Annotated in this window: 26 protein-coding genes; 8 read left to right on the top strand and 18 right to left on the bottom strand. The window is 44.8% G+C overall.

What is annotated here, in order from left to right:
- Positions 1 to 47: 47 nt before the first annotated feature.
- The 6 genes from CLV31_RS14545 to CLV31_RS14575 all read right to left on the bottom strand — a co-directional run bounded on the left by CLV31_RS14545 (position 48) and on the right by CLV31_RS14575 (position 6,713).
- Entirely contained in the window at positions 48 to 803 is a 756-nt protein-coding gene (locus CLV31_RS14545) for a sensor histidine kinase (RefSeq protein ID WP_111393638.1), read from the bottom strand.
- 718 nt (positions 804 to 1,521) lie between these two features.
- Positions 1,522 to 1,887 carry a molecular chaperone DnaK gene (locus CLV31_RS14555; RefSeq protein ID WP_111393640.1) on the bottom strand — a complete coding sequence of 122 codons (366 nt, stop codon included), beginning with the start codon at positions 1,885 to 1,887 and terminating at the stop codon, positions 1,522 to 1,524.
- 129 nt (positions 1,888 to 2,016) lie between these two features.
- The gene (gene secDF, locus CLV31_RS14560) at positions 2,017 to 4,983 is read right to left on the bottom strand and encodes a protein translocase subunit SecDF (protein WP_111393641.1); all 2,967 of its coding nucleotides are present in this window, start codon (positions 4,981 to 4,983) and stop codon (positions 2,017 to 2,019) included.
- Between the two features lie 93 nt (positions 4,984 to 5,076).
- Complete coding sequence (locus CLV31_RS14565; protein ID WP_146250905.1) at positions 5,077 to 5,421, bottom strand: hypothetical protein; 345 nt, start codon at positions 5,419 to 5,421, stop codon at positions 5,077 to 5,079.
- 56 nt (positions 5,422 to 5,477) lie between these two features.
- Entirely contained in the window at positions 5,478 to 6,098 is a 621-nt protein-coding gene (udk, locus tag CLV31_RS14570) for a uridine kinase (RefSeq protein ID WP_111393643.1), read from the bottom strand.
- Between the two features lie 33 nt (positions 6,099 to 6,131).
- The gene (locus CLV31_RS14575) at positions 6,132 to 6,713 is read right to left on the bottom strand and encodes a non-canonical purine NTP diphosphatase (protein ID WP_111393644.1); all 582 of its coding nucleotides are present in this window, start codon (positions 6,711 to 6,713) and stop codon (positions 6,132 to 6,134) included.
- A gap of 100 nt (positions 6,714 to 6,813) precedes the next feature.
- Here CLV31_RS14575 and CLV31_RS14580 point away from each other — a divergent pair, with 100 nt between their 5' ends.
- Entirely contained in the window at positions 6,814 to 7,377 is a 564-nt protein-coding gene (locus CLV31_RS14580) for an LOG family protein (protein ID WP_111393645.1), read from the top strand.
- Positions 7,378 to 7,723: 346 nt separating this feature from the next.
- On the opposite strand, the gene CLV31_RS14585 is transcribed toward CLV31_RS14580, so the two are convergent.
- From CLV31_RS14585 to CLV31_RS14610, 6 genes are all read right to left on the bottom strand, one after another.
- Positions 7,724 to 8,332 (bottom strand): nitroreductase family protein, encoded by a 609-nt coding sequence (locus CLV31_RS14585; protein ID WP_111393646.1) that lies wholly within the window; start codon positions 8,330 to 8,332, stop codon positions 7,724 to 7,726.
- Positions 8,333 to 8,377: 45 nt separating this feature from the next.
- Entirely contained in the window at positions 8,378 to 8,719 is a 342-nt protein-coding gene (locus CLV31_RS14590) for a DUF5615 family PIN-like protein (protein WP_111393647.1), read from the bottom strand.
- Between the two features lie 8 nt (positions 8,720 to 8,727).
- Positions 8,728 to 8,946, bottom strand: a complete 219-nt coding sequence (locus tag CLV31_RS14595; RefSeq protein ID WP_111393648.1) for a DUF433 domain-containing protein — start codon at positions 8,944 to 8,946, stop codon at positions 8,728 to 8,730.
- 10 nt (positions 8,947 to 8,956) lie between these two features.
- Positions 8,957 to 9,139, bottom strand: a complete 183-nt coding sequence (locus CLV31_RS22065) for a hypothetical protein (protein WP_245943411.1) — start codon at positions 9,137 to 9,139, stop codon at positions 8,957 to 8,959.
- Between the two features lie 5 nt (positions 9,140 to 9,144).
- Positions 9,145 to 10,656, bottom strand: a complete 1,512-nt coding sequence (locus CLV31_RS14605) for a S10 family peptidase (RefSeq protein WP_111393649.1) — start codon at positions 10,654 to 10,656, stop codon at positions 9,145 to 9,147.
- A gap of 216 nt (positions 10,657 to 10,872) precedes the next feature.
- Positions 10,873 to 13,104, bottom strand: a complete 2,232-nt coding sequence (locus tag CLV31_RS14610) for a TonB-dependent receptor family protein (RefSeq protein ID WP_111393650.1) — start codon at positions 13,102 to 13,104, stop codon at positions 10,873 to 10,875.
- Between the two features lie 133 nt (positions 13,105 to 13,237).
- Between CLV31_RS14610 and CLV31_RS14615 the strand changes: the two genes are divergently transcribed.
- The 4 genes from CLV31_RS14615 (at position 13,238) to CLV31_RS14630 (ending at position 18,317) form a co-directional block, all read left to right on the top strand.
- Positions 13,238 to 15,289 (top strand): alpha-L-fucosidase, encoded by a 2,052-nt coding sequence (locus CLV31_RS14615; RefSeq protein ID WP_111393651.1) that lies wholly within the window; start codon positions 13,238 to 13,240, stop codon positions 15,287 to 15,289.
- Positions 15,290 to 15,381: 92 nt separating this feature from the next.
- Complete coding sequence (locus CLV31_RS14620; protein WP_111393652.1) at positions 15,382 to 15,954, top strand: gluconate 2-dehydrogenase subunit 3 family protein; 573 nt, start codon at positions 15,382 to 15,384, stop codon at positions 15,952 to 15,954.
- A complete protein-coding gene (locus tag CLV31_RS14625; RefSeq protein ID WP_111393653.1) occupies positions 15,947 to 17,656 on the top strand; it encodes a GMC oxidoreductase in 1,710 nt (569 codons plus the stop codon). The genes CLV31_RS14620 and CLV31_RS14625 overlap by 8 nt, the downstream gene beginning before the upstream one ends.
- 118 nt (positions 17,657 to 17,774) lie before the next feature.
- Complete coding sequence (locus CLV31_RS14630) at positions 17,775 to 18,317, top strand: hypothetical protein (protein WP_111393654.1); 543 nt, start codon at positions 17,775 to 17,777, stop codon at positions 18,315 to 18,317.
- Between the two features lie 246 nt (positions 18,318 to 18,563).
- Here the strand turns inward: CLV31_RS14630 and CLV31_RS14635 are convergent, their stop codons facing one another.
- The 3 genes from CLV31_RS14635 to CLV31_RS14645 form a co-directional block, all read right to left on the bottom strand.
- Complete coding sequence (locus CLV31_RS14635; RefSeq protein WP_111393655.1) at positions 18,564 to 19,007, bottom strand: DoxX family protein; 444 nt, start codon at positions 19,005 to 19,007, stop codon at positions 18,564 to 18,566.
- Between the two features lie 134 nt (positions 19,008 to 19,141).
- On the bottom strand, positions 19,142 to 20,086 hold the full coding sequence (locus CLV31_RS14640) for a pyridoxal-phosphate dependent enzyme (protein WP_111393656.1): 945 nt from the start codon (positions 20,084 to 20,086) through the stop codon (positions 19,142 to 19,144).
- A 236-nt stretch (positions 20,087 to 20,322) separates the two neighbouring features.
- Entirely contained in the window at positions 20,323 to 20,808 is a 486-nt protein-coding gene (locus tag CLV31_RS14645; protein ID WP_111393657.1) for a peptide deformylase, read from the bottom strand.
- A 172-nt stretch (positions 20,809 to 20,980) separates the two neighbouring features.
- Between CLV31_RS14645 and CLV31_RS14650 the strand changes: the two genes are divergently transcribed.
- The 3 genes from CLV31_RS14650 (at position 20,981) to CLV31_RS14660 (ending at position 23,489) form a co-directional block, all read left to right on the top strand.
- Entirely contained in the window at positions 20,981 to 22,894 is a 1,914-nt protein-coding gene (locus tag CLV31_RS14650; protein WP_111393658.1) for an ABC-F family ATP-binding cassette domain-containing protein, read from the top strand.
- Between the two features lie 102 nt (positions 22,895 to 22,996).
- Complete coding sequence (locus CLV31_RS14655) at positions 22,997 to 23,224, top strand: DUF2683 family protein (protein ID WP_111393659.1); 228 nt, start codon at positions 22,997 to 22,999, stop codon at positions 23,222 to 23,224.
- Entirely contained in the window at positions 23,214 to 23,489 is a 276-nt protein-coding gene (locus tag CLV31_RS14660) for a hypothetical protein (protein WP_111393660.1), read from the top strand. Before CLV31_RS14655 ends, CLV31_RS14660 begins: the two co-directional genes overlap by 11 nt.
- A 94-nt stretch (positions 23,490 to 23,583) precedes the next feature.
- Here the strand turns inward: CLV31_RS14660 and CLV31_RS14665 are convergent, their stop codons facing one another.
- The 3 genes from CLV31_RS14665 to trhO are packed head-to-tail and all read right to left on the bottom strand — an operon-like array spanning position 23,584 to position 26,142.
- The gene (locus tag CLV31_RS14665; RefSeq protein WP_111393661.1) at positions 23,584 to 24,300 is read right to left on the bottom strand and encodes a DNA alkylation repair protein; all 717 of its coding nucleotides are present in this window, start codon (positions 24,298 to 24,300) and stop codon (positions 23,584 to 23,586) included.
- Positions 24,297 to 25,160 carry a nucleoside phosphorylase gene (locus tag CLV31_RS14670; RefSeq protein ID WP_111393662.1) on the bottom strand — a complete coding sequence of 288 codons (864 nt, stop codon included), beginning with the start codon at positions 25,158 to 25,160 and terminating at the stop codon, positions 24,297 to 24,299. The genes CLV31_RS14665 and CLV31_RS14670 overlap by 4 nt, the downstream gene beginning before the upstream one ends.
- On the bottom strand, positions 25,132 to 26,142 hold the full coding sequence (gene trhO, locus CLV31_RS14675) for an oxygen-dependent tRNA uridine(34) hydroxylase TrhO (RefSeq protein ID WP_111393663.1): 1,011 nt from the start codon (positions 26,140 to 26,142) through the stop codon (positions 25,132 to 25,134). Before trhO ends, CLV31_RS14670 begins: the two co-directional genes overlap by 29 nt.
- Positions 26,143 to 26,198: the final 56 nt, after the last annotated feature.

Here is a 26,198-nt window from a genome sequence, read left to right on the forward strand (position 1 = left end):
GAGAATGTAGGGTAATGATGACTGAGGTTGAAAATAGGATAGGAAAACTATAAAGGCAAATTTAATGTGATCTGAGTGCCTTTTCCGACGGTGGATGACAGGGAAAAGCTTCCGCCAATGGTTTCCATTCGTTTCTTTAGATTGGTCATTCCACTTCCTGAGGACGGGGCAGTGGTGTCAAATCCATACCCGTCATCTGTTATTTCAATTTTTCTGAGGGTAGAATCACCGATGATATGGACTTTCAGGTGAGCAGGGGAAGCATGTTTGATGGCATTGTTGAGGCATTCCTGTATGACCCGGATCAACACCAGTTTTTTGTCTTTTGGAAGTTCAAGAAATGATTGGTCAGAATCAAAGGCGGTTTGGCAATACCCGGTAGATTCGATTCGTTGCAGTTGCTGTTTGATAAAGTCATCCAAGGTAATTTCTTCCACCCAATCCAGATTGAGGGTTTTGGAGAGTCCACGGACTTCTTTGATAATTTGATTGATGAATTCCTTGCCTTCAGCCTGCTTTTCCGGTTTGGCTGAGTTGAGATTGAGTTTTGCCAGAGATAGCAACTGACCGATATTATCATGGAGTTCCCGACCGACGTGGGCTAAGGTTTCCTGCTGGATTTCATTTTCTATATTCAGAATGGTTCTCTCGTACTCTGCTTTCAAATTGTCTATTTTCTGACGGTTTTGGATTTGACGCTGCCGATGGAGAACAACCATTGCCACCACAAAGACAGACATCAGGAATGCAAAGAAAATCCCTCCAAATAGAATTAATAAAACTTCACTTTCCTGATCAGACATGGAGAAATTCTTTTCGGAATCTGTTTTTTATCACCAGGGAAAAAATGCAAAAGGTTAGTAGTAAGTTACACAGGAGTGTAAAATGAATGGGTATACTCATAAGCATAAAAAATATGTCTAAATGGTTGGTATAAAGATATTTCATAGATATATAGATCATAAAAGAGGAAGAAAAATAAAATAATATGGCCGTTGAAGCCCAAAAGCTAAATTCCTTTAAGGGATTGATTTCCAAAAACTCATCCAAAGTGATCAATTCAAAAAAGTACAGTCCACAGCAACACAAGATTAATACGGAGTTGAAAAATGAAAGATATTCACCCTCATCATTGAGTTGAGTAATTCCTGTGAGGTGTAAAATGAAAGAAATCAAAAGAAATAGCATGATCATGATACTAACCATTTTTTTGTCTCTCTTCCTTTTGAGAAAACTTCTGATTAATAAGATGAATAAAATAGCCACGATATGGGCATTGAATAGGTTGTATACCCATTGGTTTACGATTTTCTGAGATGAATAAACCGTAGCCAGTATTTCATAGAAAGCAACAACAATAACTATAGCGAGTGACAGTCTCACTGACTCATTTTTCTTTTGCTCTTTGGAAAGAATTGAATAACCTATCAAACCAGCTACCGCAAATCCCACAATAAGTATCTGGTAATAGCCGATTCGTTCGAAAAATAAATCAAAGCGAAACTGATTCATTTTTGATACTTATTGGCAGTATGGAGGACAAATTTGTGCCTTGTTATAATAGGTAGGATCCTCCATTTCATTTAGAATGTCGTTCTTTCCACTATCAGAAGAAGCGGTCATCACCAGGTTCAGCCTACCTACGTACTCATCTGGATTTTCGGGATAATATTCTTTGGCGACTTCTTCGGTGTATTCTGTGAAATAAAACTTGATTCCGTCTGCTTTTGGGTTGGCGAGAATTTCTTCCAGCGTCTTTCTGTCGAAAAATATCCAATTGGTTTGATCAACGATGTCTCTTTTTTTGCCTTTTGCTGCCTTGCCCTTTTTTACTTCCTGATCATATTTCGCCTTCATTTGCTCGAAGTCTGTTTTGTTGATTTTCATAAGTTGCTGATAAAAGTTTGTTGGTTCATACTTTCTTTGAATCGAAAAGATACTGGTTTTAAACTTTTCTTGACAAAAAAAGGAGTGAGATTTCTCCCACTCCTTTTTTCGAAAAACAACTTTTTAGGCTTAAGCTACTTTTTTGGTGTCTTTACCCGCGGCTTCAGCTTCCAATTCCTTCTTCATCAAATCCACCACAATCGGTGTGGCAATGTAGATAGAAGAGAAGGTACCTACCGTGATACCCACAAAAAGTGCAAAGGCAAATCCCCTCAATACTTCACCACCGAAGAATAACAGCACGATGACTACGATCAGGGTAGTGAAAGAGGTGATCAAGGTACGTCCCAAAGTCTGGTTGATGGAGTCGTTGAATACTTTCACCAGTTTGTTGGTACCTCGGTTTTCGATATTCTCCCGAATACGGTCAAACACAATTACAGTATCGTTGATCGAGTAACCGATCACCGTCAAGATGGCCGCTACAAATACCTGATCAATCTCAAACGTGGCACCAAAGGCACTGGCAATCGCAAATGCGGCAATAACAAACAAGGTGTCGTGAACCAAGGCAATGATAGAACCCAGGGAGAACTGCCACTTGCGAAATCTCAACAAGATGTAGAGGAAGATGGCGATCAACGCTACAATCATGGCTTCTGCAGAGGAAGCCTTGATGTCGTCGGCAACAGTCGCTCCTACTTTGGAGGATCCGGTAATCGAAAACTGCTTGTCGCCAAGCTGCTCGGCATTGTCCACATAAGTGAACCCAGTCACCGTTGCAATTCCCTCTTTTACTTTGCTTTCTACTTCTTTGTTGGAAGCATCGTCATCTTCATTGATCAAGTAGGAAGTCGTTACTTTCAAGACATTGCTGGCTCCGTAAGTTTTTACTTCCACTGAGCCATCAAATTCACCATCCAATCCAACCTTCAATTCAGAAGGAACCACAGGCTCATCAAAAGCTACAACATAAGAGCGACCTCCGGTGAAATCCACACCGAATTTCAGTCCATTGATCACCGCGATGCCGAGACCCAATACGATGATGCTGGTAGATATCAAATAAGCGACTTTTCTCTTGCTTAAGAAGTCGATATTGAGGCTGGAAAGCGCATTTTTTGCAAATGGTGCAGAGAAGTTGATGCTGCTCTTGTCACCTTTTTTAGTCATCCATGACACGATCACCCGGGTAATGAATACGGAAGAGAAGAAAGAACAAGCAATACCGATCATCAATACAATCGCAAAACCTTTGACCGGTCCCTGTCCCAAGGCATACAAGATCGCGCCGGTCAAGAAAGTCGTCACGTTACCGTCTAGGATCGCAGAAAATGCCTTGCTGTAACCCGCATTGATGGAAGCCATCAGGCCAACACCATTTCTGAGCTCTTCTTTGATCCGTTCAAAAATCAACACGTTGGCATCGATAGACATACCGATGGTCAATACGATACCCGCGATACCAGGCAAAGTCAAAGCCGTGCCCAACTGAGCCAAGATGCCAAGAATAAAGAAGATATTGAATACCAAGGCTGCAATGGCTACCAAACCACCTTTAGAATAGTAGGCCACCATGAACAACACGACTAATACTAATCCGGCAATCATGGAAATGATACCCTGATTTTGGGCTTCTTTACCCAACGTTGGACCAATGATGCTTTCTTCTACGATCTGAGTGGGAGCAGGAAGAGAACCTGACTTCAGGATATTAGCCAAATCCTGTGCTTCCAAAAGGGTAAAGTTTCCGGAGATCTCAGACTGTCCGTTCGGGATTTCTCCGTTGACCACAGGCGCAGTGTACACATAGTCGTCCAAGACCACGGCGATTCTTCTGCCGACATTTTCAGAGGTTAGTTTTCTCCATTTTCTAGCTCCCTCTGCATTCATCTGCATGGATACCGCAGGTCGGGAAGTCTGATCCAAGGTCTGACGGGCATCAGTGACCACATCGCCTTCCAATGGAGCCTGATCCGTACCTCTAGCGGTCTTGATTGCATAGAGTTCAAGGAGTTCTGATCCATCATCCGCTTTGGTAGGTTTTACTCCCCAAAGGAGCTTCAAATCTCTTGGCAAGAATGTTTTATATCGCTCATTTTTCAGAATACGATTGATAATGACTGTGTCCCGTACATCGTAAACCAAACCGTAGTTTGCCTTCATCAAGGAGATTAAAGGGGATACACTGTTGTTTGGGTTCAGGGGATCGATTTGCTGCAGCTGTTTTTCCAGCGCGTTTCTCAGCGAATCTTCCGGAGAAAGATTTTCCGTCGTATCAGCAGCGGTTGGAGTGGTGGTGTTTTTTTGATCGGCTACCCAGGTAGAATTGATCGTTTCGATAGCACCACCATATTCATTGAGTTCTAGTACTTCCCAAAACTGAAGCTTTGCTACACCTTGCAATAAGTTGCGGACACGCTCCTGATTGTCAGCACCGGGAAGTTCGATTTGGATTCGACCAGAACCTGCTATTCGCTGGATATTTGGCTGAGAAGTACCAAAACGGTCGATACGGGTTCTCAGGATATTGAACGAACGGTCAATGGCATTTTCAACTTCTGTATTGATAATATCCAAGATGGCAGAATCTGATGTTTCCAGAGAGATCCTTCCTCTGTTGGCTGCAGTTGCAAAAATGCTGCTGAGGTTTTTTCCGGGATTGTTGCGCTGCCAAGCCGTGTAAAACAAGTCTACAAACTTTGCATTGGAGGTTTTGGCAGCCTCTCGTGCCTCATCTACCGACTTGTTGAAAGCGGCATCCTTTGGATTGCCAGCGATGCCTTTGACGATTTCCACAGGAGAAACCTCCAAAGTCACATGCATACCGCCCTGAAGGTCAAGGCCTAGACCCAGTTCGGTTTCTTTTACTTCTTGGTAAGTGAAGTCTGCTCCCAGGAAATTGTAAACCGGCTGTCTCCAGACAGAATCCAGGTAAGCTCTTCTTTTGGCAAAATCTATATTGCCAGATGCGTCCGTTGCATAATCATTTGCTTTTTGCTGAACGCCATTGGATACGAGCGTGAATGACAGATAATACAGGCATAGTGCTGTAATAATCACTGTCAAAAACACAATGACACCTTTGTTTTGCATAGGGTATTGAATTATTAATTATTGATTGGAAATACAGAAATAACTTCCTGCTAAGTCTAGCAGGAATAGCGTAATGCTGGAAAATAAAGGGAATCAGGGCCCTTTGGTGGAAATGATCCGCTCAAAAAGTATCTCAATCAGCTGATTGGGATAAAAAGCGGAAACGGCCTGATGCGTAGGGATTTTGAATTCGAAGCTGAAAATCTGATAGATCAGATAGAGCACGGTATCCGCTACATGAAGTACAAAAGGCACTACAGCGTCTACCGCTACATTTAAAAAAGTCTGATCGGGATTTTCTGAAGACCGCTCAGATTTTGTGGGTTCCTCGTGCTGAGGTATGTATTCTACACTGGAAACAAACAGGCAAAACAGCAATGCCATCATCACAGAAAATCTCTGCCGGAAGGTTTTGCTATATAAAGTCCTGTTTTTCATGAGTGGCAAATATAGACAATATTTGAAATTGATGCCTTTTGCCTTACTTTTTTTGATCATTTACCAGACTTAGCCCTCAGGTAAGTTCGGATGACATCCAAGGCACGGTCAAAACTTTGGTTATTGGGAACGATGAGATCGGCCTCACTTTTGAAAGGTTCGATGTACTTTTCATAGGTGGGCATTACATGCATTTCGTATCGATAAAGCACATCATCCAAGTCATAACCCCGCTCTACTTTGTCACGGATGATTCTCCGCTTGAGTTTGATGTGATCTTTGGCATCAATAAAAATCTTGAGATCCAGTAATTCTGCCAACTCAGGATAATACAAAACAAATATTCCCTCTACCACCACCACGGGTGCCGGTGCAAAAGTGAGCATTTTGGGTTTTTTAGCAGCATTATTAAAAGTGTATTCTTCCCTATAAACTGTTTCCCCATCCTGAATTTTGCGTATGTCGGTTGCGTATTGCTCAAAGTCAATGCTGAAGGGGGTATCAAAATTGTGAACCCCATGAGCATCTATGGGCTGAAGATGTCGGGGTTTGTAATAATTGTCCTGAGAGATGAGGCAAACCTCACCGGGATCAAAACTGCTGAGCAAGCGCTCCAAAAACAAGGTTTTTCCGGAGGCTGAACCTCCTGTGATCCCGACGATGAATGGTTTTTTCATGGGAGACAAAGTTAAATTATTTTTAGCTTGATCTCAGAATTTTCTTTGGTTCAGAAATTCAATCAGGGATTTGACCGCTTTTCCCCGATGAGAAATTTCATTTTTCTCTTCCAAAGAAAGCTCTGCAAAGGTCCTGTCAAAACCAACAGGTCTGAAAACAGGATCATAGCCAAATCCTTTTTCTCCAACCCGCCTATTCAAAATTTCTCCCTTAGCAATTCCTTCAAACTGGTACTCTTTCCCCTCCAAAATCAATGCGATCACCGTTCGGAACCTCGCTTTTCGGTTGGTTTTCCCTTCCATTTTTTCCAAAAGCAAGTCAATATTCCGCTCATCGCTTCTTGGCTCACCTGCAAATCTACCCGAGTAAACTCCCGGCGCACCATTTAAAGCTTCTACCTCCAACCCCGTATCATCTGCAAAACAATCCACGCCAAAATGCTCTTTGACATATCGGGCTTTTTGAAAAGCATTATGATCCAGCGTATCGCCCGTTTCGGGAAGCTCTTCAAAGCAGCCAATTTCATGTAAGGAGACGAGTTCAAACTCTGGTCCAATGGCAGCTTTGACTTCCTCGATTTTCTTGCGGTTATTGGTAGCGAAGCAGATTTTCATGGAGATTCAGTTTTGACAAAAATGAAAAGCGAATCGTCAGCATCCAAACCATTTTGATGTGCAGGCCAAAGTGCCGAAATTTTACTCCTAAATTTCCGCTATGAAAAAAATCACGGTGTACTGTGGTTCCAGAAAAGGGAACTCGACGATATATGAAACTGCCTCAAGGGCCTTGGCTCAGGAAATGATCAAACGGGACTTGTCCTTAGTCTATGGCGCAGGCAGAGTAGGTTTGATGGGAGTGATTGCAGATGAAATGCTTGCTGCGGGCAAGGAAGTATTGGGAATCATTCCTCAAAAGCTGGTCGATCGGGAAGTGGCGCACCGAGGGTGTACCGAACTGATCATTGTGGAGACCATGCGAGACCGCAAATGGCTGATGGCCGAGCGGGGAGATGGATTTATCGCCATGCCGGGAGGAATTGGCACGTTGGAAGAACTTTTTGAAATCATGACGCTCAATCAGCTTCACTACATCCAAAAGCCATTGGCGCTGTATAATGTGAATGGCTACTATGACAAACTGATCGACTTTCTCAACCATGCGATGGATGAGGGGTTTCTCTATCCGGAGCAGGAGGAAATGCTGATTATCTCTGATGATCCTTCGGATCTTTTGGATCAAATGGCAGATTATCAAGCAAGAAGACCGGCGGATTGGTAATAAAAAAAGGAAGGGGTTAAGCCTTCCTTTTTTTATGATATTGAGTTATTACTAGTGGTAATAAGGCGGTATAGACCCACCCCATTTGCCTCCTTTTGACCTTTATTCCATTTTTCAATTGTCACTTTTTGTGGGGCAAAAAGTAACCAAAAACCCTTGACACAGCAAAGCTCCAACCGCACAAGGCCAAACGCTGGCCCGCTGCTGTGTCGGCCCACGCGCCCTTCAGAACAGAGTTTGGTAATCAAAAAGGATTTGAATCGGAAATGATAAGACAAGGTTTTGAGTCAAAAAACTCTATCCAGACTTTTTTAGCAACCCAAATTTTTCGAATTCTGGATGACTTTTACTCTCGCACCCAATTGACTTTTTCGGAGATCGGCTCGCGCTTCCCGGCAGGCCAGTTGTCCGTAGCAGGTTTAGCCACATAGAAAAAGCCCATCAGCATATCTTCCCCTTCGAGTCCGAAATCTTCCCGGGCTTCTGCCCAGAACGTCGGTCCACCAGTACCCCAATAGCAAGCCAATCCATGGGCACAGGCGGTTAGGTACATATTCTGAACAGCCATCGCGGTTGCAGCAATTTCCTCCATCACCGGGATGCCAGAGCCCTCAGTTCGCTTCATCAGAATGGCAATCACATGAGAAGCTTTGGTTGGGTTTTCTTTGAATTTCTGGTAAGTAGCTTCGATAAACGGGGTACCGTTTTTCTCCGCACGCATCTTATATAGCTCGGCTTGGTAGTCACCAAATTTCTTCAAGCCCTCACCGGTATAGACAATAAACCTCCAAGGTTGAGTCAGTTTGTGTGTCGGTGCCCAGTTGGCGTTTTCGAGCATTTCCTCGATAATGGAGTCGGCTACTGGATCATTTTCTTTAAACTGGGCGACAAACATGGAGCGTCGTCCACGGATGATTTTGGTAACCTCTTCTGTATTGAATTCGGGTTTTTGCATGGTGATTTTATTTTAATGAATTCTAAAGCCTTCTTTGGACTGATGCTAAAATGCAGATTCTACCTTTAAAATTCCCTCAACTTCATTTTTTAAAAAATCATTGATTTCTTCTTTTTTGTCCAAAAGAGTTTTTGCGATTCTATCCGTAGATGAATTTCCCAATCTTAGCCAGATTACTTTGGGAGGAAAGCCAAACAATAGTGAAAGGTCTACAAAGTCCGAGTCGAAAGTAACAATTACAAATTCATTGACTTTCGCCCATTTCCAGATCTCCCGGTCCTGCTTTCCTTCCAAACCAGCTTCACGAAGTTGTTTTGATCCCGGAAAATGAGGAAGAATTTCTTTGACTATTCTAAAGGAGATATTCTGATCAAAAAGTAAAGCCATAAGTTTGACTAGGCATATTTCAACTTCTGCTCCCGATCTGCTGCAAATGCTAAGCAAGCTTTAAGCTGATCTATTGTCAACTCCGGAAAATCGGCCATTATATCCTCCATACTCATTCCAGAAGCCATCCAGCCTAGGACATCAGACACACTGATGCGAGTCCCCTTAATACAGGGTCTTCCAAATCGGATATTGGGGTCGATGCTTATGTAATCCAAATAATTCATAGGCTATAATTTACGGATGTTTTTTGGATTGGTCTGAAATTTCATCGTCTTTCCAATCGTTTTCCGGATCCGAAAGAAATGATTCGTCCTCGAAAACATCCGGAATCAGAAGTTCATCTTCTCCCGCTTCATGCATTTCCTTAAAAGCCTCAGCCCATCCTTTCCGTGGTTGATTCTTTTGTTCGTTTTCCATGATCTTTACTTCAGAATCCCCTCCAAAAACTTCCTTACATCTCTAGCCAAAGCATCAAAATCTTCCTGTCGGTTGTACATCATGTGACCTGCCTCATAGTAGGTCATCTCGATTCGATCCTGAGGAAAATTATGGCGTGCAAAGGTGTATTCCGCATCAAAGAATGGGGTGATCAAATCGTAGTATCCGTTGGCTACCAATACTTTCATCCGGGTATTACGATGCATGGCTTCGCTCAAAGCTCTGGCTGTGCTTACATAGCTTGGCTCCCAATAAGCTCCGTCAGGCACCGGTTTCCAGTTCCAACTTCCGCCCATTCCGGTCGCCGAAGTGAGATAAGGCCGATCCAAACTCACCTTCAAATCACGCATCAAGTAATCGTTGAACACTGCCGTGTAAGCCGCTCCGGTCATGTAACTCGCCGGGTCACCCAAAACCGGGCCTTCAGCAGCCTTGTCGGTCTCGGTAGCCAAATACCTTCCGTCTAAAGTCCCGATGGCTTTTCCTTCCTCCCGGAGCAATTCCTTTTTGAAGCGGTGCATCAGAATCTGATTATCCGATCTGAGAATATATGCCTTGTCCAATCCGGTGAAGTAAGCTAGTTTTTCGGCAATGGCTTCCTTTTGCGCTGGGGTTTGCTTTTCCCCGAGGAAAAGGGAAGTCAAATACTCTCCGTAGGCAAATTCTCTCGCCTCTTGGGCAAAAGCTTCGATCGTTTTTCCTTTTCCGGCTTTGCCGTGATACCAGGCGGTCACAGCTTGGGAGGGAAGATAGGTGAAAAAGGAGGTCAGGTTATCCGCCCAACTGGACGAACCCGCATAATCCAAAGCCTGAGAAATCAGGATAATTCCATTCAAGGCCATAGTTTGGCCACTTTCTTCCAGCACTTCGGCAACTTTGGCGGCGCGGGTGGTTCCGAAGCTTTCCCCGGCCATAAATTTTGGCGCCTGCCATCTGCCATGCTGCGTCACCCAAGTTCGCATAAACTGGGCAACGGATGCCGCATCCTCATTCAATCCCCAGAAATCGGAAGTCTTGCCCACCCCTTCTACTTGGCTAAATCCAGTCCCGATCGGATCGATAAAGACAAGGTCGGTGATATCCAAAAGGGCCTGTGTGTTTTCTACAAACCGATAGGGTGCGGCGCCATCGTCGGTCTTGGCTTCCGAATCGGTTTTCACCACTTTGGGACCAAAGAATCCCACATGCAGCCAAATACTCGCTGAACCCGGACCTCCGTTGAAGATAAAGAGAACGGGCCTTTTGGAAGAATCCACTCCCTCGCGGATATACGAAGTCGACCACAGTGCTCCCGTCACTTCGCCTTTGGAGTTTTTCAAAAAAGTCTCCCCAACGACCGCTTTGTAGGTGATTTTTTGACCATTGAAAGTGCCTGAATGTGTGGTTTCAAACTTTTGAGGATCCCGAGGAACCCACTTGGATTCTGACTTTTCTTCTTGGGAAAAGGAAATTCTCGATAAAAAAAGAAATAAAAGTAGAATGGAGATTTTTTTCATATTCGACTATTTAAAGATAGCTGCGCAGATATTTCAAAGATATGGCTAAAGCCAAGAAAGAAGCAGAATTTAGCTGGCGAAGCAGATCTCATTAAATGTAAGATAACTACGCAGACAAAAACAAAATATAGCTAAAGCTGAGATATCTCACGAAGTATATCTTAAAACCTATCTCGCAAAGCATATCTTAAATTTTATCCTACGTAGTATATCTTCTTAGTATCTCCATCCCACCTTCACTCCCCCATACCAATTTCTCGTTGGGGCAGGTTGATAGAATCGCCCCGCAAAGGCATTCAAGTCATTGCCCAAGGAATAGCGCTCATCCAATAGATTGTCCACTCCGACAAATAGTTCCAGGTCGAAATTCCCCAGACTTTTCACCCAGCCTGCTCTCAAATTGACCAAATCATAGGAATCCTGAAATACGGTATTCGCATCATTGAGCGGAATTTGGTCGGTAAACTGATGGGTAATGTTGAGGTAGATTCCCGGTCTGGTTCTTAGGTCAAGTCTGCTGACCAAGTTATGGGGAGGGACTCCGGTCAGGTCATTTCCTGAAAAGTCATTGGTTTGCTTTCGGTAATCCACAAATTTGAAAAACTGACCGGTGTACGCTGTTCCTACCAAGAAATCTTTGATGAAGCCACTCGAATTTCTCAAAATCGCATAGTCCAAAGAAGCTTCGATGCCTTTTTGATCCGTCGAACCCGCATTTCGGAAAAGCACCACGCCGTTTTCATTAGTAAAGGTGGTGATGGTTTCGTCCAGCTTGAGGTAGTAGGCGATGAGCTCGAGGTTAAATTTCTCCTTTCCAAGTCTGTAGCCGATCTCATAATTCACTCCTTTTTCTGCTTCCAAATCCAAATTCAGACTTCCCTCGTTCGTTCGGACTTCGTCAATCGTCGGTGGGGAAAATCCACTGCTGATCGAGCCATAGACCGAGCTGAAAGGATTCAATCGATAATTAAGCGCGACTCTTGGCACTACAATCGGATCGAAAGTTCGGGTTTGAAGTCCTGTCGGTCCTCCCGCAGCATCGATTTGTCGGTCAATCTCGTAGCCGGAGAAGTTTTCACTCAGACCCAAAGTAAAAAGCAATTTTTCGCTCAGGTTCAACTCGGCCTGCTGGAAAACGAAGCCCTGATACGTTCGGAGCTTATCTGCAAAACGAACCGTATCAGCTACCCCATTTCGGTTTCCAAAATTTTGCGCATCCGTAATTCCGTTTTGGTATTCTGCACCGGCAATCAGCCGCAGGGCTTTTCCAAAAATTTTGGTGTCACGGGTAAACTTGGTTCGAGCTCCATAGCCAAAGCCCAATTCCTTTTTGTAATCCAGAATAAAGGGGTTTTCGAAATTATTCGTGTTGAGGTAGATCGTGGTCGTATTGCTTGTTTCCTCATTGAAGCGGTAAAGATGCCCTACCGAAAGCAAAATTGCCTGTTGGGAAATGGAGCTATTTTGGTTGACCGATCCCGGCCTTGCTTGCTTTGGATTGGCGGTCACTTGGGCTTCATTGAGTGCACCTGGAATCTGGTAATCCAAGTCTGAGATCAGCAATTGGGTTCGGATTTCCTGCTTTTCTGAAATCGGAAAAAATCCTCCTAACTGAAATACCTGTCGATCTACTGCCGAATGCTCCCGATAGCCGTCTGATTTTTGACTGACAAAAGAAGCCTCAATCCCACCTTCTCCCACTTGCTGGGAAAGTCCCAACCGAAATCGTGAAAGTCCAAAATCTCCAGCCAAAAAGTCGGTGGAGATTCGGTTTTCACCCAAAGTTGGCTGACTGTAAAGCGAAATAGCCCCACCATTACCTGCACCATAAATGCTTCCAGAAGGTCCTTTTACCACTTCCGAGGTGCGGATATTGGACAAATCGAGAAGATTTAAAGATGTAGTCCCATCAGGAGAGGTAAAAGGCACCTCATTCCAATACACTTTTACATTTCGTACTCCGAAAGGCGAGCGAAGGGAACTCCCACGGATGGACACCCGATAGCTGGCGGGCGCCCGTTCTTCGATGCGAACGCCAGCCTTTTGATTGAAGGCATTGACAGGAGAAATTTCATTGAATCGGCTAAAATCCCGCTCCGATACGGTCACGACCGCCGCCGATTGCTCCAAAAGGGGGCGCTCAGATTCAAAGGCAGTTACCGTTACAGCAGAAAGGTTGAGCACAGTTGGGATCAGCTGCACGTCAAACTCACCATTGGAAAAGGTTTTTTCCATGGTCTCATAGCCTTCGAGGGCAAAGGAGATTTTCAGATTTTCTCCCGGAAAAGCAACCATTCCAGAAGCATTAGTCCGCTGAATCGTTCTATCCGCTTTGGCGCGGACATTTTCTAAAGGGAGTCTGGTGATCTGATCGGTGATTTTGAGTTGAATTTGGGCTTGAAGTCCGAGAGAAATCAGGAAAAAGAGAAGGGTGATAGCTTTTTTCATGAAGGAAAATTAGGAGGAATATCAGACACTAAAGTCGAATTTCTGCGCAAAGGTTTCCAAACTCGGTCATCGGTCATATTTTGTTTCCGATTCCCGGACAAAAGCCGTAGGTTTTGATCCAAATTCCACCTTTATGAAGAAGTTTATTTGGCCATTTTTAGCCCTTGGATTGAGTTTTTGTGCAGATAAAGCCACCCCGCCAGAACCCATTCTACCTATTCCGAGCGAACGCCAAATTGCCTGGCAGGAGCTTCAGTATTATGGTTTCGTCCATTTCAATATGAATACTTTCTCTGATCGTGAATGGGGTTTTGGAGATGAAAAACCGGAGCAGTTCAATCCTACTGCCCTCGATGCCAGACAATGGGCTAGAATCGCGAAAGAAGCTGGAATGAAAGGCTTGATCATCACGGCCAAGCATCACGACGGATTTGTCATTTGGCCATCCAAATACACCGAGCATTCGGTGAAGAACAGCCCTTGGCGCGACGGAAAGGGCGATTTGATTCAGGAATTTGTAGATGCCTGTCGGGAATATGGACTCAAAGTCGGGATTTACTACTCCCCTTGGGACCGCAATCATCCCGACTATGGCAAGCCCGAATACATCACCTACATGCGCAATCAGCTGACCGAGTTGCTGACCAATTACGGAGAAATCTACGAGGTCTGGTTTGATGGGGCCAATGGAGGGACAGGCTGGTATGGGGGTGCCAATGAGGAGCGAAAGGTGGATAAATTCAGCTATTATGACTGGCCAACCACGATCGAACTGGTGCGTACCCTTCAGCCCGGCGCCATGCTCTTTAGCGATGCAGGTCCGGATGTTCGCTGGGTGGGGAATGAGCATGGGTTTGCCTATGAAACCACTTGGTCCAACCTGATGCGGGATTCAGTCTATGCCGGGATGCCGGATTTTGACCGATGGGCTACTGGTCAGGAAAATGGGACCCATTGGGTACCTGCAGAATCCGATGTGAGCATCCGTCCGGGTTGGTACTACCATGCCTATGAGGATCATAAGGTGAAAACCTTACCCGAGTTGATGGAAATTTATTATAAAAGCATTGGTCAAAACAGCTCCCTTTTGATCAACTTTCCCGTTGATACCCGAGGCTTGATCCATGAAAAAGACGAAGAAGCCATTTTGAAAATGGCTGCTAAAGTCAAAGAAGATTTTGCACTCAATCTGGCCAAAGACGCATCCTTCACAGCAAGTACAGACCGAGGCAAAGGCTACACGGCAGATTTGCTCCATGACGGAGATTTCAATACCTATTGGACCACACCGGATGGTCAGTTGCAGGCTTCCGTGGAGATGGATTTTGGAAAAACAGTTTCCTTTAATCGCCTTTTGATCCAGGAATTTGTCAATCTTGGGCAACGCGTGAAAGCTTTTTCCCTGGAAAAAGAAGTGAATGGCAACTGGGAAAAAATCGCAGAAGGAACAACCATCGGCTACAAGCGAATTTTGAGATTTGCGGATACGGAGGCCCAGAAGATCCGAATCAACTTCCTGGATGGAAAAGGCATTCCGGTGATTTCGGAAATTGGCGTTTATTCCGCCCCTGCCTTGCTTTATCCTCCGAAAATCACCCGAACCCCTGCTGGAAAAGTAACCATCGAAGCGGCTGAACCCGACTTGGAAGTCTACTTCACAACGGATGGTTTGGCACCGAAAGCAGGCCAAAATCCATATTCCGATGCCTTTGACCTTCTTCAGCCCGCTACCGTTCAGGCTATAGTGGTGGATCCAAAAACCGGGAAAACTTCCGATCCTGCCCGAGTGGACTTTGACCTAGCCAAAGGCAATTGGAAAGTGATCTCATCAGAGACCTTGGCCATTCGCTCCATCGATGAGCGTGTTAATTCTTATTGGACTTCAAAAACCAATGACTTGATCATTGATCTGGGTCAGGAAGTCGATTTGAAAGGTTTTACCTATCTGCCGATGCAAGCCCGATACCCAAGCGGTTACATCGCTGACTTTGCCCTCGAAGTCAGCGGAGATGGGAAAAACTGGAAACGGGTCACCCAAGGAGAATTTTCCAATATCAAAAACAGCCCGATCGAGCAAATCATCAAAATCGATCCAACCAAAGCCCGATTTGTTAGGCTAAAGGCCCTTCGAACCGTAGATGGGAATGCTGCTACGTTTGGGGAGTTTGGCATCATCACCCGATAAGCCGCAACTTACAAAATTCAGGTAGGGATTTTTCGATAAAATCCCTACTTTCTACCCTCAATTGCTTTAAACCCAATCTATCGCCTATACTTATGAACAGACGACATGCTTTGCGGCATATTGCGCTGATTTCCGGAGGACTTGCCCTAATTCCTTCCTGTGACTTCAGCAAAGACGACATCCTCGCCGCGTACCAAAATCTGAAAGTCACCACTTCCCAAAAAGTACTTCTTGCAGCTATTTCAGACACCATCATTCCCGCCGGAGAAATCAAAGGGGCACTCGACCTTGAGGTGCCTGACTTTATCCTTGTGATGGTCAATGACTGCTTTACCAAGGAAAATCAGGAAAAATTCACCGCCGGTTTGACGGCATTCCCTGCTTATGCCGAAAAGACCGCAGGAAAGAAATTCGATGCGCTTTCTACCAAGGAGAAAGAGGAATTGATCCTCAATGGAACCAAGCTAGAGGGCGATGATACGCCCGAGGGAAAAGAGCGAGGAAACATCGCTTACTTCCTCAATTCCACCAAGCGGTTTACCATCCAAGGATACATGGCATCCGAATACATCCAAACTGAAATCATTCCTTATTCCCTTATTCCCGGCGAATACAATGGCGCCGTTTTGATCTCTGACCTTCAAAAACCACGCATCAATGGCTAATCTGAATATCCGCAGCAAACAGGAACGAACCTATCAAGCCATCGTCATCGGTTCGGGCATCAGTGGGGCATGGGCTGCCAAAGAGTTTTGCGATTTGGGTGTAAAAACCCTGATGCTGGAGCGTGGCCGCAATGTGGAGCACATCAAAGACTATCCGACGACCAATATGCTACCTTACGAGTTTCCTCATCGGAACCAGATTCCTCAGGAGATTCAAGAAGCCAATCCGGTGATCAGCCGATGCTATGCCTTCCGTGAAGATGCGATGCACTTTTTCGTCAAAGACACTGATCATCCTTATGTGCAGGAGAAACCTTTTGACTGGATTCGTGGCTATCAGGTAGGCGGTAAATCGCTTCTTTGGGCTAGACAAGTGCAGCGTTGGTCTGACTTTGATTTTGACGGGCCGGCTCGTGACGGTTTTGCCGTTGATTGGCCGATTCGCTACAAAGACATCGAAAAGTGGTACAGCCATGTGGAGAAATTTGCAGGAGTTTCCGGTTTCAAAGATGGAATCGCTCAGCTTCCCGATGGAGAATTTTTGCCAGGATATGAGTTGAATGTGTTGGAGAAATACTTTGCGGAGCAGCTTAAAAAGCACTACGGCAATGACCGACACATGATCTCTGCCCGCTGTGCGCACATCCATGGCAATGCCGAATACTTCGCCCAGCAAGGTCGGGCCATGTGCCAAAACCGTAACCTCTGTCAGCGTGGATGTCCGTTTGGTGGCTATTTCAGTTCCAACGCTTCGACCATTCCTTGGGCTTTGAAAACAGGCAACCTGACCCTCCGGCCTGATGCGGTGGTTCACTCTATTATTTATGATGACGAAAAAGGAAAAGCTACCGGGGTACGAATCATCGACCGCCTGACCAAGGAAACGGAAGAATTCTATTCCGATGTCATTTTTGTGAATGCGGCAGCGCTGAATACCAATGCCATTTTGCTCAACTCGACTTCAAACCGATTCCCGAATGGACTGGGTAACGACAATGGACTGCTTGGCAAATTCGTGGCTTTCCATAATTACCGTGCTCGGGTTTCAGGACAATATGAAGGCCACGCTGAATTCACCACTTCAGGCGGTAGACCTACGAGTGGCTATTTCCCAAGATTCCGAAACGTATACAAGCAGGAAACCGACTTCCTCCGTGGCTATGCGGCTGGGTTCTCTGCCAGCCGCGGTTCAGGACCTGATACAAGTGGCATCGGTATGGACCTGAAAAACAGTCTCCTCAATCCGGATAAATATGGACCATGGCGAGTGGGTTCGCACATGATGGGCGAGACCATCCCGAAGGAAACCAACTTTGTCGCCCTCGATCCGAATCAAAAAGACGAATGGGGCATGCCTCAGCTCCGTATCAGCGTAGACTACGACGATAATGATGAGAAAATGGTCAAAGATTACATCGAGCAGATGACGGAGATGTTTACCAAGGCCGGTTTTACTAATATCCAATCCAGCGACAGCAAGCAAGCCCCTGGCTTGGACATTCACGAGATGGGTGGGGTCAGAATGGGCAAGGATCCCAAAACCTCCCTTCTCAATGCCAACCATCAGCTGCATGCCGTGCCGAATGTCTATGTGACCGATGGAGCCTCAATGACCTCTACTTCTACTCAAAATCCATCCTTGACGTACATGGCTTTTGCGGCGAGAGCGGCGCATCATGCGGTAGCGGAAAGTAAAAAGTAAAACCAGAATTATAAATTGAGAAATCCGAAATAAGGCCCAAGACGAAAGAATTGGGCCTTATTTCTTTATATTCCGTTTAATCCACTATTGAAGAAATTCCACGTAAAAAGGTCAAAAAATGCCCAAGGCTCTAATTGCTATTAAGCTCGCTTTTTTCCTCTTTGTTTTTGATCAACAGGTTGAAAGTCTTGAATATAGCCTTATAAATCATATTGTTGAATCAAGAGAGATAAAAGGTCTTAATGGAAAATTTTACTCTCCAAGCAAAGGCAGATTCACTACCTATGGTGAATATTCCTTGGCTTTTTCCCATGATTTACTGGATCCGTCGAAGTCCTTTGATTTGGATAGTCTCTTTTCTATCGATCAAAAGAGAGAATTTGAGGAAAAGCTAAAAGTGAAAAAAAATGACACGATCGATAAATCCAAGATCAGAAAATCAGAAATACTATCTGGCGAAAATCGATCTTCCGGAGCAAACAAGAGTTCCGGAATTAGACTTTCTTATCCTGTTATCCAGAAGGGTTTAGGAAATAATTGGTATGGGTTTTTATTTGAAGATTCAAGTTACGGAGAGAGTGGCGGGATAACTTTAAAAATATATAGACTTGAGGGAAAGGAATGGACTTTACTTCATGAGACCTTGATTTCAATTTCTTAATTGAGAATAGAATTATCTATATATCCGCTCCATTACCAGTAGGCTTACCTAGCTTATGAAATTTCTTGAAAAGGTTGAAATCAGAAATTCTTCGGTCGCCGTGCCGGGCACCTTACCGACAAGATTCGGGAAGTTCGAAGTATCCGTCTAATCAGTCAAATAAGATTTGGCTGGTAGTGCAATTGCAGACAATCTTAAAGGATAATTATTCAATAGCCCAAATCGATCGATTTGGGCCTTTTTTCTTTATTGGTTGGGATGTTTTTTCATCCACTCATCGATGGACCATTTTCCTGATCCCAAGACCAGAAAAACAATCAGAAGGATCAAAACCAAAAGTGATAACCCAAATTCCAGATTATTCGCTACGGATAGAAACCCTTGTTGCACATTGACCAAAAACACCGCTACCAAGAGAATGGGTAGTTGGAAAATAATAGCAAACCGGGTCACTAAACCGATAGCAATAAGAAATCCGCCCACTAAATGGGCAAAGGCTACGTAGTGTGCAATTCCTAAATTGACAAACTGCAGATCTGCATTTTCCATTAATCGAAGCAGCGCATCAGTGTCAGAAATGAATAAAATCCCTTTGTAAAGAATGACCAAGCCCAAGGCAATTCGGAGGATATCAATCCATCTGGGATGGTGTGTATCTCCCCAATGTTCAATTTTCGTGATGAGATTCATGATGCAATGAATTTGTTTCCAATAAGTTACAAATTCTAATCATGAATTACACGAAGAAATTTTTCAAACCATAACTTAAACTTTTTTGAAAAATGGGAAGAGTTATAATCATACTTACAACTTTTTAGCCTGTCTTAAAAAGGCAACTTTCCCAAATCTACATTACCACCTGAGAGGATGATTCCAACTTTTTTACCTGCAAAACGCTCTTTATTTGCGAGTAAAGCAGCCAACGGAACTGCACAGGAAGGCTCGATCACGATCTTCATCCGCTCATAAATCAATCGCATGGCTTCGATGATCTGTGGGTCGGTAGCAAGCAGAATGTCATCTACGTAAGCCTGAATCAACTCAAAGTTCAGATTTCCCAACGAAGTCAAGAGCCCGTCGGCGATGGTGTTTGGGCCAGTTTGCGGGATAATATGTCCGGCATGGAAAGATCGGAAAGCATCATCCGCACCTGCAGGTTCCCCTGCGATGACTTCGATTTCAGGATTGATGTAGTGGGTTGTCAAAGCTGTTCCCCCCAAAAGTCCACCACCTCCTACAGGAGCCATGACAATATCTAGATCGGGTTGATCTTCCAAAAGTTCAAGTGCGCAAGTGGCTTGTCCTTCGATCACATCCATGTAATCATAAGGAGGAATAAAGGTCGCGCCGGTTCGTGCTACGACTGCTTCAAGGGTAGTTTCCCGTGCTTTGAGGTTGGGTTCGCACTCGATGATTTCACCTCCATAGCCTTTGACCGCTTTCTTTTTGATCTCGGGGGCATTGGAGGGCATCACGATGTAGGAAGGAATTCCCGCCACACTGGCAGCGCGGGCGAGGGCGGCAGCATGATTTCCGGAGGAGTGCGTCGCAACTCCCTTGGCTCTTTCCTCTGGGGACATTTTCATCACGGCATTGGCCGCACCTCTGGCTTTGAAAGCACCGACTTTCTGGAAGTTTTCGCATTTGAAATAGATCTCGCAACCTGCGATTTCATTGATCGCGGTGGAGGTCATGATTGGGGTGCGGTGGATAAACGACTGGATGCGGGCATGTGCCGCGCGGATATCGGAAAGGGACGGGAAATTCATGGGTTAAAGATAGGGGAAGGGAAATACAATGGAAATACTGTTGAAATACAATCGAAATACACATCGCTTCGCTTCGTGAAAAATTGAAAACTTGAGATTCAATCGGCTCAAAAACTTCAAAAAATTAGGGAAATACGGCTCAATCTTATCAGGATTTGAGCCGTATTCCTTTCGAAAATGAGCCGATCGAAACTATTTTACCCCGATTTATCGGGGTTTATTTCCATAGTATTTTTTTATCCCTTCCACTTAAAACTCTTCTCATCAATCGCCCGCATGGTACAGAGCACACCGTCAAGGTGGTCGTATTCGTGCTGGATCAATTCAGAAATCGCTCCATCCACGGCCCAGCTTTGTTTTTCCCAGTTTTCATCCCAGTATTCCAGAGTAAGACTTTGGTGCCGTTTCACTTTTACCAGCAGATTGGGAAAGCTCATACAGTCATCCCATAGCTCAAAAAGCTCCCCACTGAGTCCTTTCAGCTCGGGATTGAGAATGATGTAAGGCCGATCCAGATTGAGGTAAAACATCCGCTTCATAATCCCCAACTGCGGGGCCGCAATTCCCCTTCCAAACCCATACACCCGACGGATGTCCTCCATCGCTTCATGAAGCTGCTGAGTCCACTCGGGAACCATGGGAAGATCAGATTTCAGGACCGGTTCGCAGACTTCATAGAGCCGGGGATCGCCAAGTTTGAGAATGTCGTGGATGGTTTTCATAGGGTTAAATCAAGATATGCTTCGCAAGATAAATGAGATATGCTTCGCGAGATAAATTGAGATACACTTCGTGAGAATTCTATCTTGGCTTTAGCCATATCTTAAAATATCTGCGTAGCTATCTTTTTATATCCAGAAATCTTATCTCCCCTATTTCCCTTACTTTTGCCCCATGAATTACCTTTCAGTTGAGAATCTCAGTAAGGCTTTCGGGGAACGGAAGCTTTTTTCAAATATTTCTTTCGGCATTTCCCAAGGACAGAAAATCGCCCTCGTCGGTATCAATGGCGCCGGTAAATCCACTTTGATGAAAATCATCATGGGTCAGGAAATCCCCGATACCGGTCAGGTAGCCATCAACAACTCCGTGAAGATTGCTTATGTGCATCAGAATCCGGTGTTTGATTCCAACCTGACCATCTATCAGACCATCTTTGACCAAAGTAATTCGGAGGTCCTTCGGGTGATCGAGGACTATCACAAAGCCATGCTGGACTCCGAGCGGGGCATTGACAATTCTGCCCAAATGTCCAAGCTATTTGAAAAAATGGACGCGCTTCAGGCTTGGGATTTTGAGTATCAAGTGAAAGAAGTCCTGGGAAAATTGGGTCTGCATGACACCGAACTCCCGGTGGGAAATCTCTCCGGTGGTCAGCGGAAGCGGGTGGCTTTGGCCAAAGCCATTTTGGAAAAACCGGATTTGCTCCTGCTGGACGAACCCACCAACCACCTCGACTTGGAGACCATCGAGTGGCTGGAAGATTACCTGGCCAAAGCCAATTTGTCCATTTTCATGGTTACGCACGACCGATACTTTTTGGATAAAGTGACCAATGAAATCCTCGAACTTGATCAAGGGAAAATCCATCGGTACCAAGGTAATTACGGCTACTTTTTGAACAAAAAAGCCGAGCGACTTCAGATCGAAGACATTGAGATCGAAAAGGCAAAAAGTCTCTACAAAAAGGAATTGGACTGGATCCGTCGTCAGCCTAAGGCACGGGGCACCAAGGCAAAGTATCGCGTGGATGCTTTCGAAGAAACCAAAGAAAAAGCCTTCACCAAGCGTGAGGAACGGGATATTGAACTTTCAGTATCTACCCAACGCCTAGGAAATAAGATTCTCGAGATAGAGAAAATCAGCAAGTCCTTTGATGAAAAAACGCTTGTAAAAGACTTTTCCTATATCTTCAAAAAGAAAGATCGGATCGGTATCGTCGGACCAAACGGTGCCGGAAAGACGACTTTTCTGAAAATGATCACCGGATTGCTCGATCCTGATGCAGGTAAAATCTCAGTCGGTCAAACCACAGCTTTCGGCTATTACCGTCAGGAAGAAGACCGTTTTGACGAGGAGAAGCGACTGATCGATGTGGTAAAAGAAGTGGCAGAGGTCGTCGTGCTGGATAAAGGACAGACGATTACAGTGAGTCAGTTTTTGACGCAGTTTGGCTTTCCTCCCAAGCAGCAATTTACCCCGATCGGCAAAATGAGTGGAGGCGAGCGCCGCCGACTTCAGCTCCTGATGGTGTTGATAAAGAATCCCAACTTCCTGATCCTGGATGAACCGACCAACGATCTGGACTTGATGACCCTGAATATCCTGGAGGAGTTTTTGGACACCTTCCCGGGCTGCCTGATCATCGTATCGCACGACCGTTACTTTATGGACCGACTGGTGGAGCACTTGTTTGTGTTTGAGGGAGAGGGAAAAATCAAGGATTTCCCGGGGAATTATACCGATTTCAGGGAATGGGAGAAGGAAAACAGTATCAAGTATCAAGACACAAGTATCAAGACTGAAGAGGCAAGAAGCGAGAAGCAAGAACCAATAGTCGAGAAGTCTGAGGCTGCACCAAAAATCAAGGCAAGCTTTAAGCAGAAGCAGGAATTCAAGAAGATCAACGAAAGTATTGCCAAGCTCGAAGGAGAAAAAGCGACGATCACTGACCAAATCTCTGCTGGCACCTCTGATGTCAATCAGCTGATGACCTGGACCAATCGCTTGCAAGCAATCGATGGCGAACTCGAGGAATTGGAACTGACTTGGCTGGAACTGAGTGAATTGGACGGGATAGAGGATTAAATTAGCCACGAACACTGGAGGTCACAAAAGATTTTACCTAGAACTCAAAAACGCAGAAAGTGCGTTAAATAGGTTATCTTAGTAAGCAGATCACTTAAAGCCATGGAAACAATCGTCATTGAATCTAAAAATCCTGAGGACATCAAGGCCATTAAGGAATTTTTAAAATCTTTGAAAATCAGTTTTAAAACCTCCTCTTCGGTTTCCATTGAGACATTAGAAAGAGCGAACACGATTGTTGAAGGATTTACAGAAGCGAAACTTATCGAGGCAGGCGAAAAGCATGCTAAATCTTACTCATCATTTAAAAAGATGATGGATGAGCTATGAGCTGATTCCTACATCGGTATTTTTAAAGGAACTAAAAAGATTAAAAAAGAAGTATGCCTCGCTTGGTTCAGATTTAGAAATCTTGGGTGAACAACTACTTTCCAATCCTACGATGGGGGTTGAGGTTTATAAAAATTGCTATAAAATCCGATTTGCGATTAAAAGTAAAACCAGAGGCAAAAGTGGTGGAGGAAGGTTGATCACTTGGGTCAGGCTTGAGAGGGAGCGAATCTACCTACTTTCGATTTATGACAAATCCGAATAGGAAAGCATAACTGATCAATATATCAAAGCGCTTTTGGAGTCTTTGGATAGGTGAAAGAAGATCAATACTTCATGCCTTTGTGGCAAGTCAAAATTCAAACGTTCCCCTTCAAAACATCCTGCCTCAAGTCTTCCGGAAATTTCTCAATGGCGTACCGTAAAGCCGTCCTGGGCATGCTTTGGTAGTGCTTTTTAAGAAACTCCATTTCAGTTTCAAAATCCCGATTTCCGATTTCCCTCAGCATCCAGCCCACGGCTTTGTGCATGAGGTCATGGGGATGGTTTTTGAACTTTACTGCCAAGGCTAATGCATCTGCAAATTCTCCTTTTTTGATCCAAAAATAGCTGCTGATCATCGCTGCTCGCTGTCGCCAAAGATGCCCGGAATCTGCCAATTCATAAAACAGGGTCTTTTCCTTTTTCCAGTAAAAATGTCCCAAAATTTGGTGACTAGAGCTGTCTATCAAATCCCAATTGTTGACATGATCCAAGTTGGCTAGGTAAAAATCAACCAATTCTTTTTGCTCCAGTTCGTTTTTGGTCTTTTCATAGCAATACACCAACGCCAACAATCCGGTCAACCGAACTTCATGAATGGGATGTCGGACCAAAAAGGCGAATTCTTCCAAGCTGATTTCTTTGAAAAAAAGCTTGGCTATTGCACGCTGGTCCGGAACAGTCACTCCTAAAAACTGATCTCCCTCTCCATATTCTCCGGGTCCGGTTTTGAAGAATTTGGGCAAAAAAGAAGCCTTTTCGGGAATCGCTTTTTCCCTCAAGGCTTCGATAATCTGTTCGGTCAAAACACTCATTGGGTGAAGAGGTTCAAGGCCTTTTGGATTAAACGATCTACGGATTTTTCGGCATCCGAATCAAATTTCTTTAAAGGGCGGTTGGCAACGATAGCATTTAGACTGAGCATTTCATGGCCCAAAAGTTTTCCTAAGGCATAATATCCGGCCGTCTCCATTTCAAAATTGGTCAGCCTTTTGCCATTTATTTGTAAAGCAGCCAATCGCTCAATCATCCGGTCAAAGCGTGGTTTTAGCCGCACTTCCCTTCCCTGAGGAGCATAAAATCCCGGACAAGTAAGCGTTACGCCTTTTACTATTTCCTCATCAAGTTTATCCAAAAGCATCGCTGATGCAGCCGCTTGATAGGGTAAAAATGGTAAGCCCAACTCTGCATGGATAGCTTTGGCAAGGCTTTGATCCTCTTTTAATTCCGGATAATAAGCCATCAAGGTGTCCATTCCTATCCCAGCCTCGGAAGCTAGCATGGACCCTACCGGCAAATCTGCCTGCATACTTCCCGAGGTGCCGATTCGAATGATCTGAAGGCTGTTTTTTTCAGGTTTGATCAGTCGGGTTTGCAGATCCACATTGACCAGGGCATCGAGTTCGGTCATGAGGATCTCGATATTGTCTGTGCCCATTCCGGTACTCATCACGGTCACCCGTTTGCCATTTTTCCAGCCGGTATGGGTGACAAACTCCCGCTTTTGGGTTTTGAAGTCGATCTGATCAAAATATTGCGAAACCAATGCCACCCGGTCTGGATCGCCTACGGTGAAAACAGTTGAAGCCAGGTGTTCTGGCTTCAAATGCAAATGATAAATACTCCCGTCCGAATTGATAATCAGCTCAGACGCAGGAATCGGTTGGTTCTCCATGGAGTTTTTGAATTAGTTCTTTGTTTGGCTTACGGTGCAGTCCCTTGTAAGGATTATATCCGTTGGTATTTTTTTGGTAATAGCCGGTTCCGTCGTAAGGTCGCTTTTCGGGATGCTCCTTACATTCCACAGAGCAGGCGCCATCGAGTTCCCAACCACAGGTTTCACAAATTGCCAAGTGCTCATTGCAGCTTGGATTGGCACAGTTGACCATACGGTCAGAGGGAGTACCACAGACATGGCATTTGGAGACGATGGTAGGATTCACCTTGTTGACATCTACTGCGATACGGTTGTCAAAGACATAGCATTTGCCTTCGAAGTCTTCCCCTCCGGCTTCCATGCCGTATTTGATGATTCCGCCGTGAAGCTGGTACACATCTTCAAATCCTTGCTCAAGCAAGAAGGCCGAAGCTTTTTCACACTTGATTCCGCCGGTGCAATAAGTCAGAACCTTCTTGTTTTTGAGGTGCTCGAGCTCTTTTACTTTCTCAGGAAAATCCCGGAAGTTGTCGATATCGAGTGTGATGGCATTTTTGAATCGGCCGAGTTCGTGCTCGTAATTGGAGCGGACATCCAAAATCACCACATCTTCCTGATCTTTCATTTTTTTGAATTCCTCAGGCTCCAGATGCTTGCCAGTTTTCACATTGGGATCCAAGTGGCGGAGCGATGAATGCACGATTTCCGGCTTGTAGCGAACGTGGATTTTGGCAAAAGTGTGAGTGTCGTGGTAGTCGATCTTAAACTCTGTTTTGGCAAATCGGGGATCCGACTTGACATAGTCCATGTACTTTTCGCAGTCTTCGATCAGACCGGAAACAGTTCCGTTTAGGCCTTCGTCAGAGATGATGATTCGACCACGAATGTTGTTTTCTACACAGAAGAGGTGGTGTTCTTCCCGGTATTCCTCGGGATTTGAAATCTGCGCGTAGCAGTAGTACAGCAACACGCTGTAGGGTTTGTTTTGTGTGTTTTCCATAACTAGCGCCCTGTTTCGGCAGGGTGTTTTGGGTTGTTGTTTGATGTCCGAAGCTG

The organism is Algoriphagus aquaeductus, assembly GCF_003253485.1.
In the GTDB taxonomy this organism is placed as follows: domain Bacteria; phylum Bacteroidota; class Bacteroidia; order Cytophagales; family Cyclobacteriaceae; genus Algoriphagus; species Algoriphagus aquaeductus.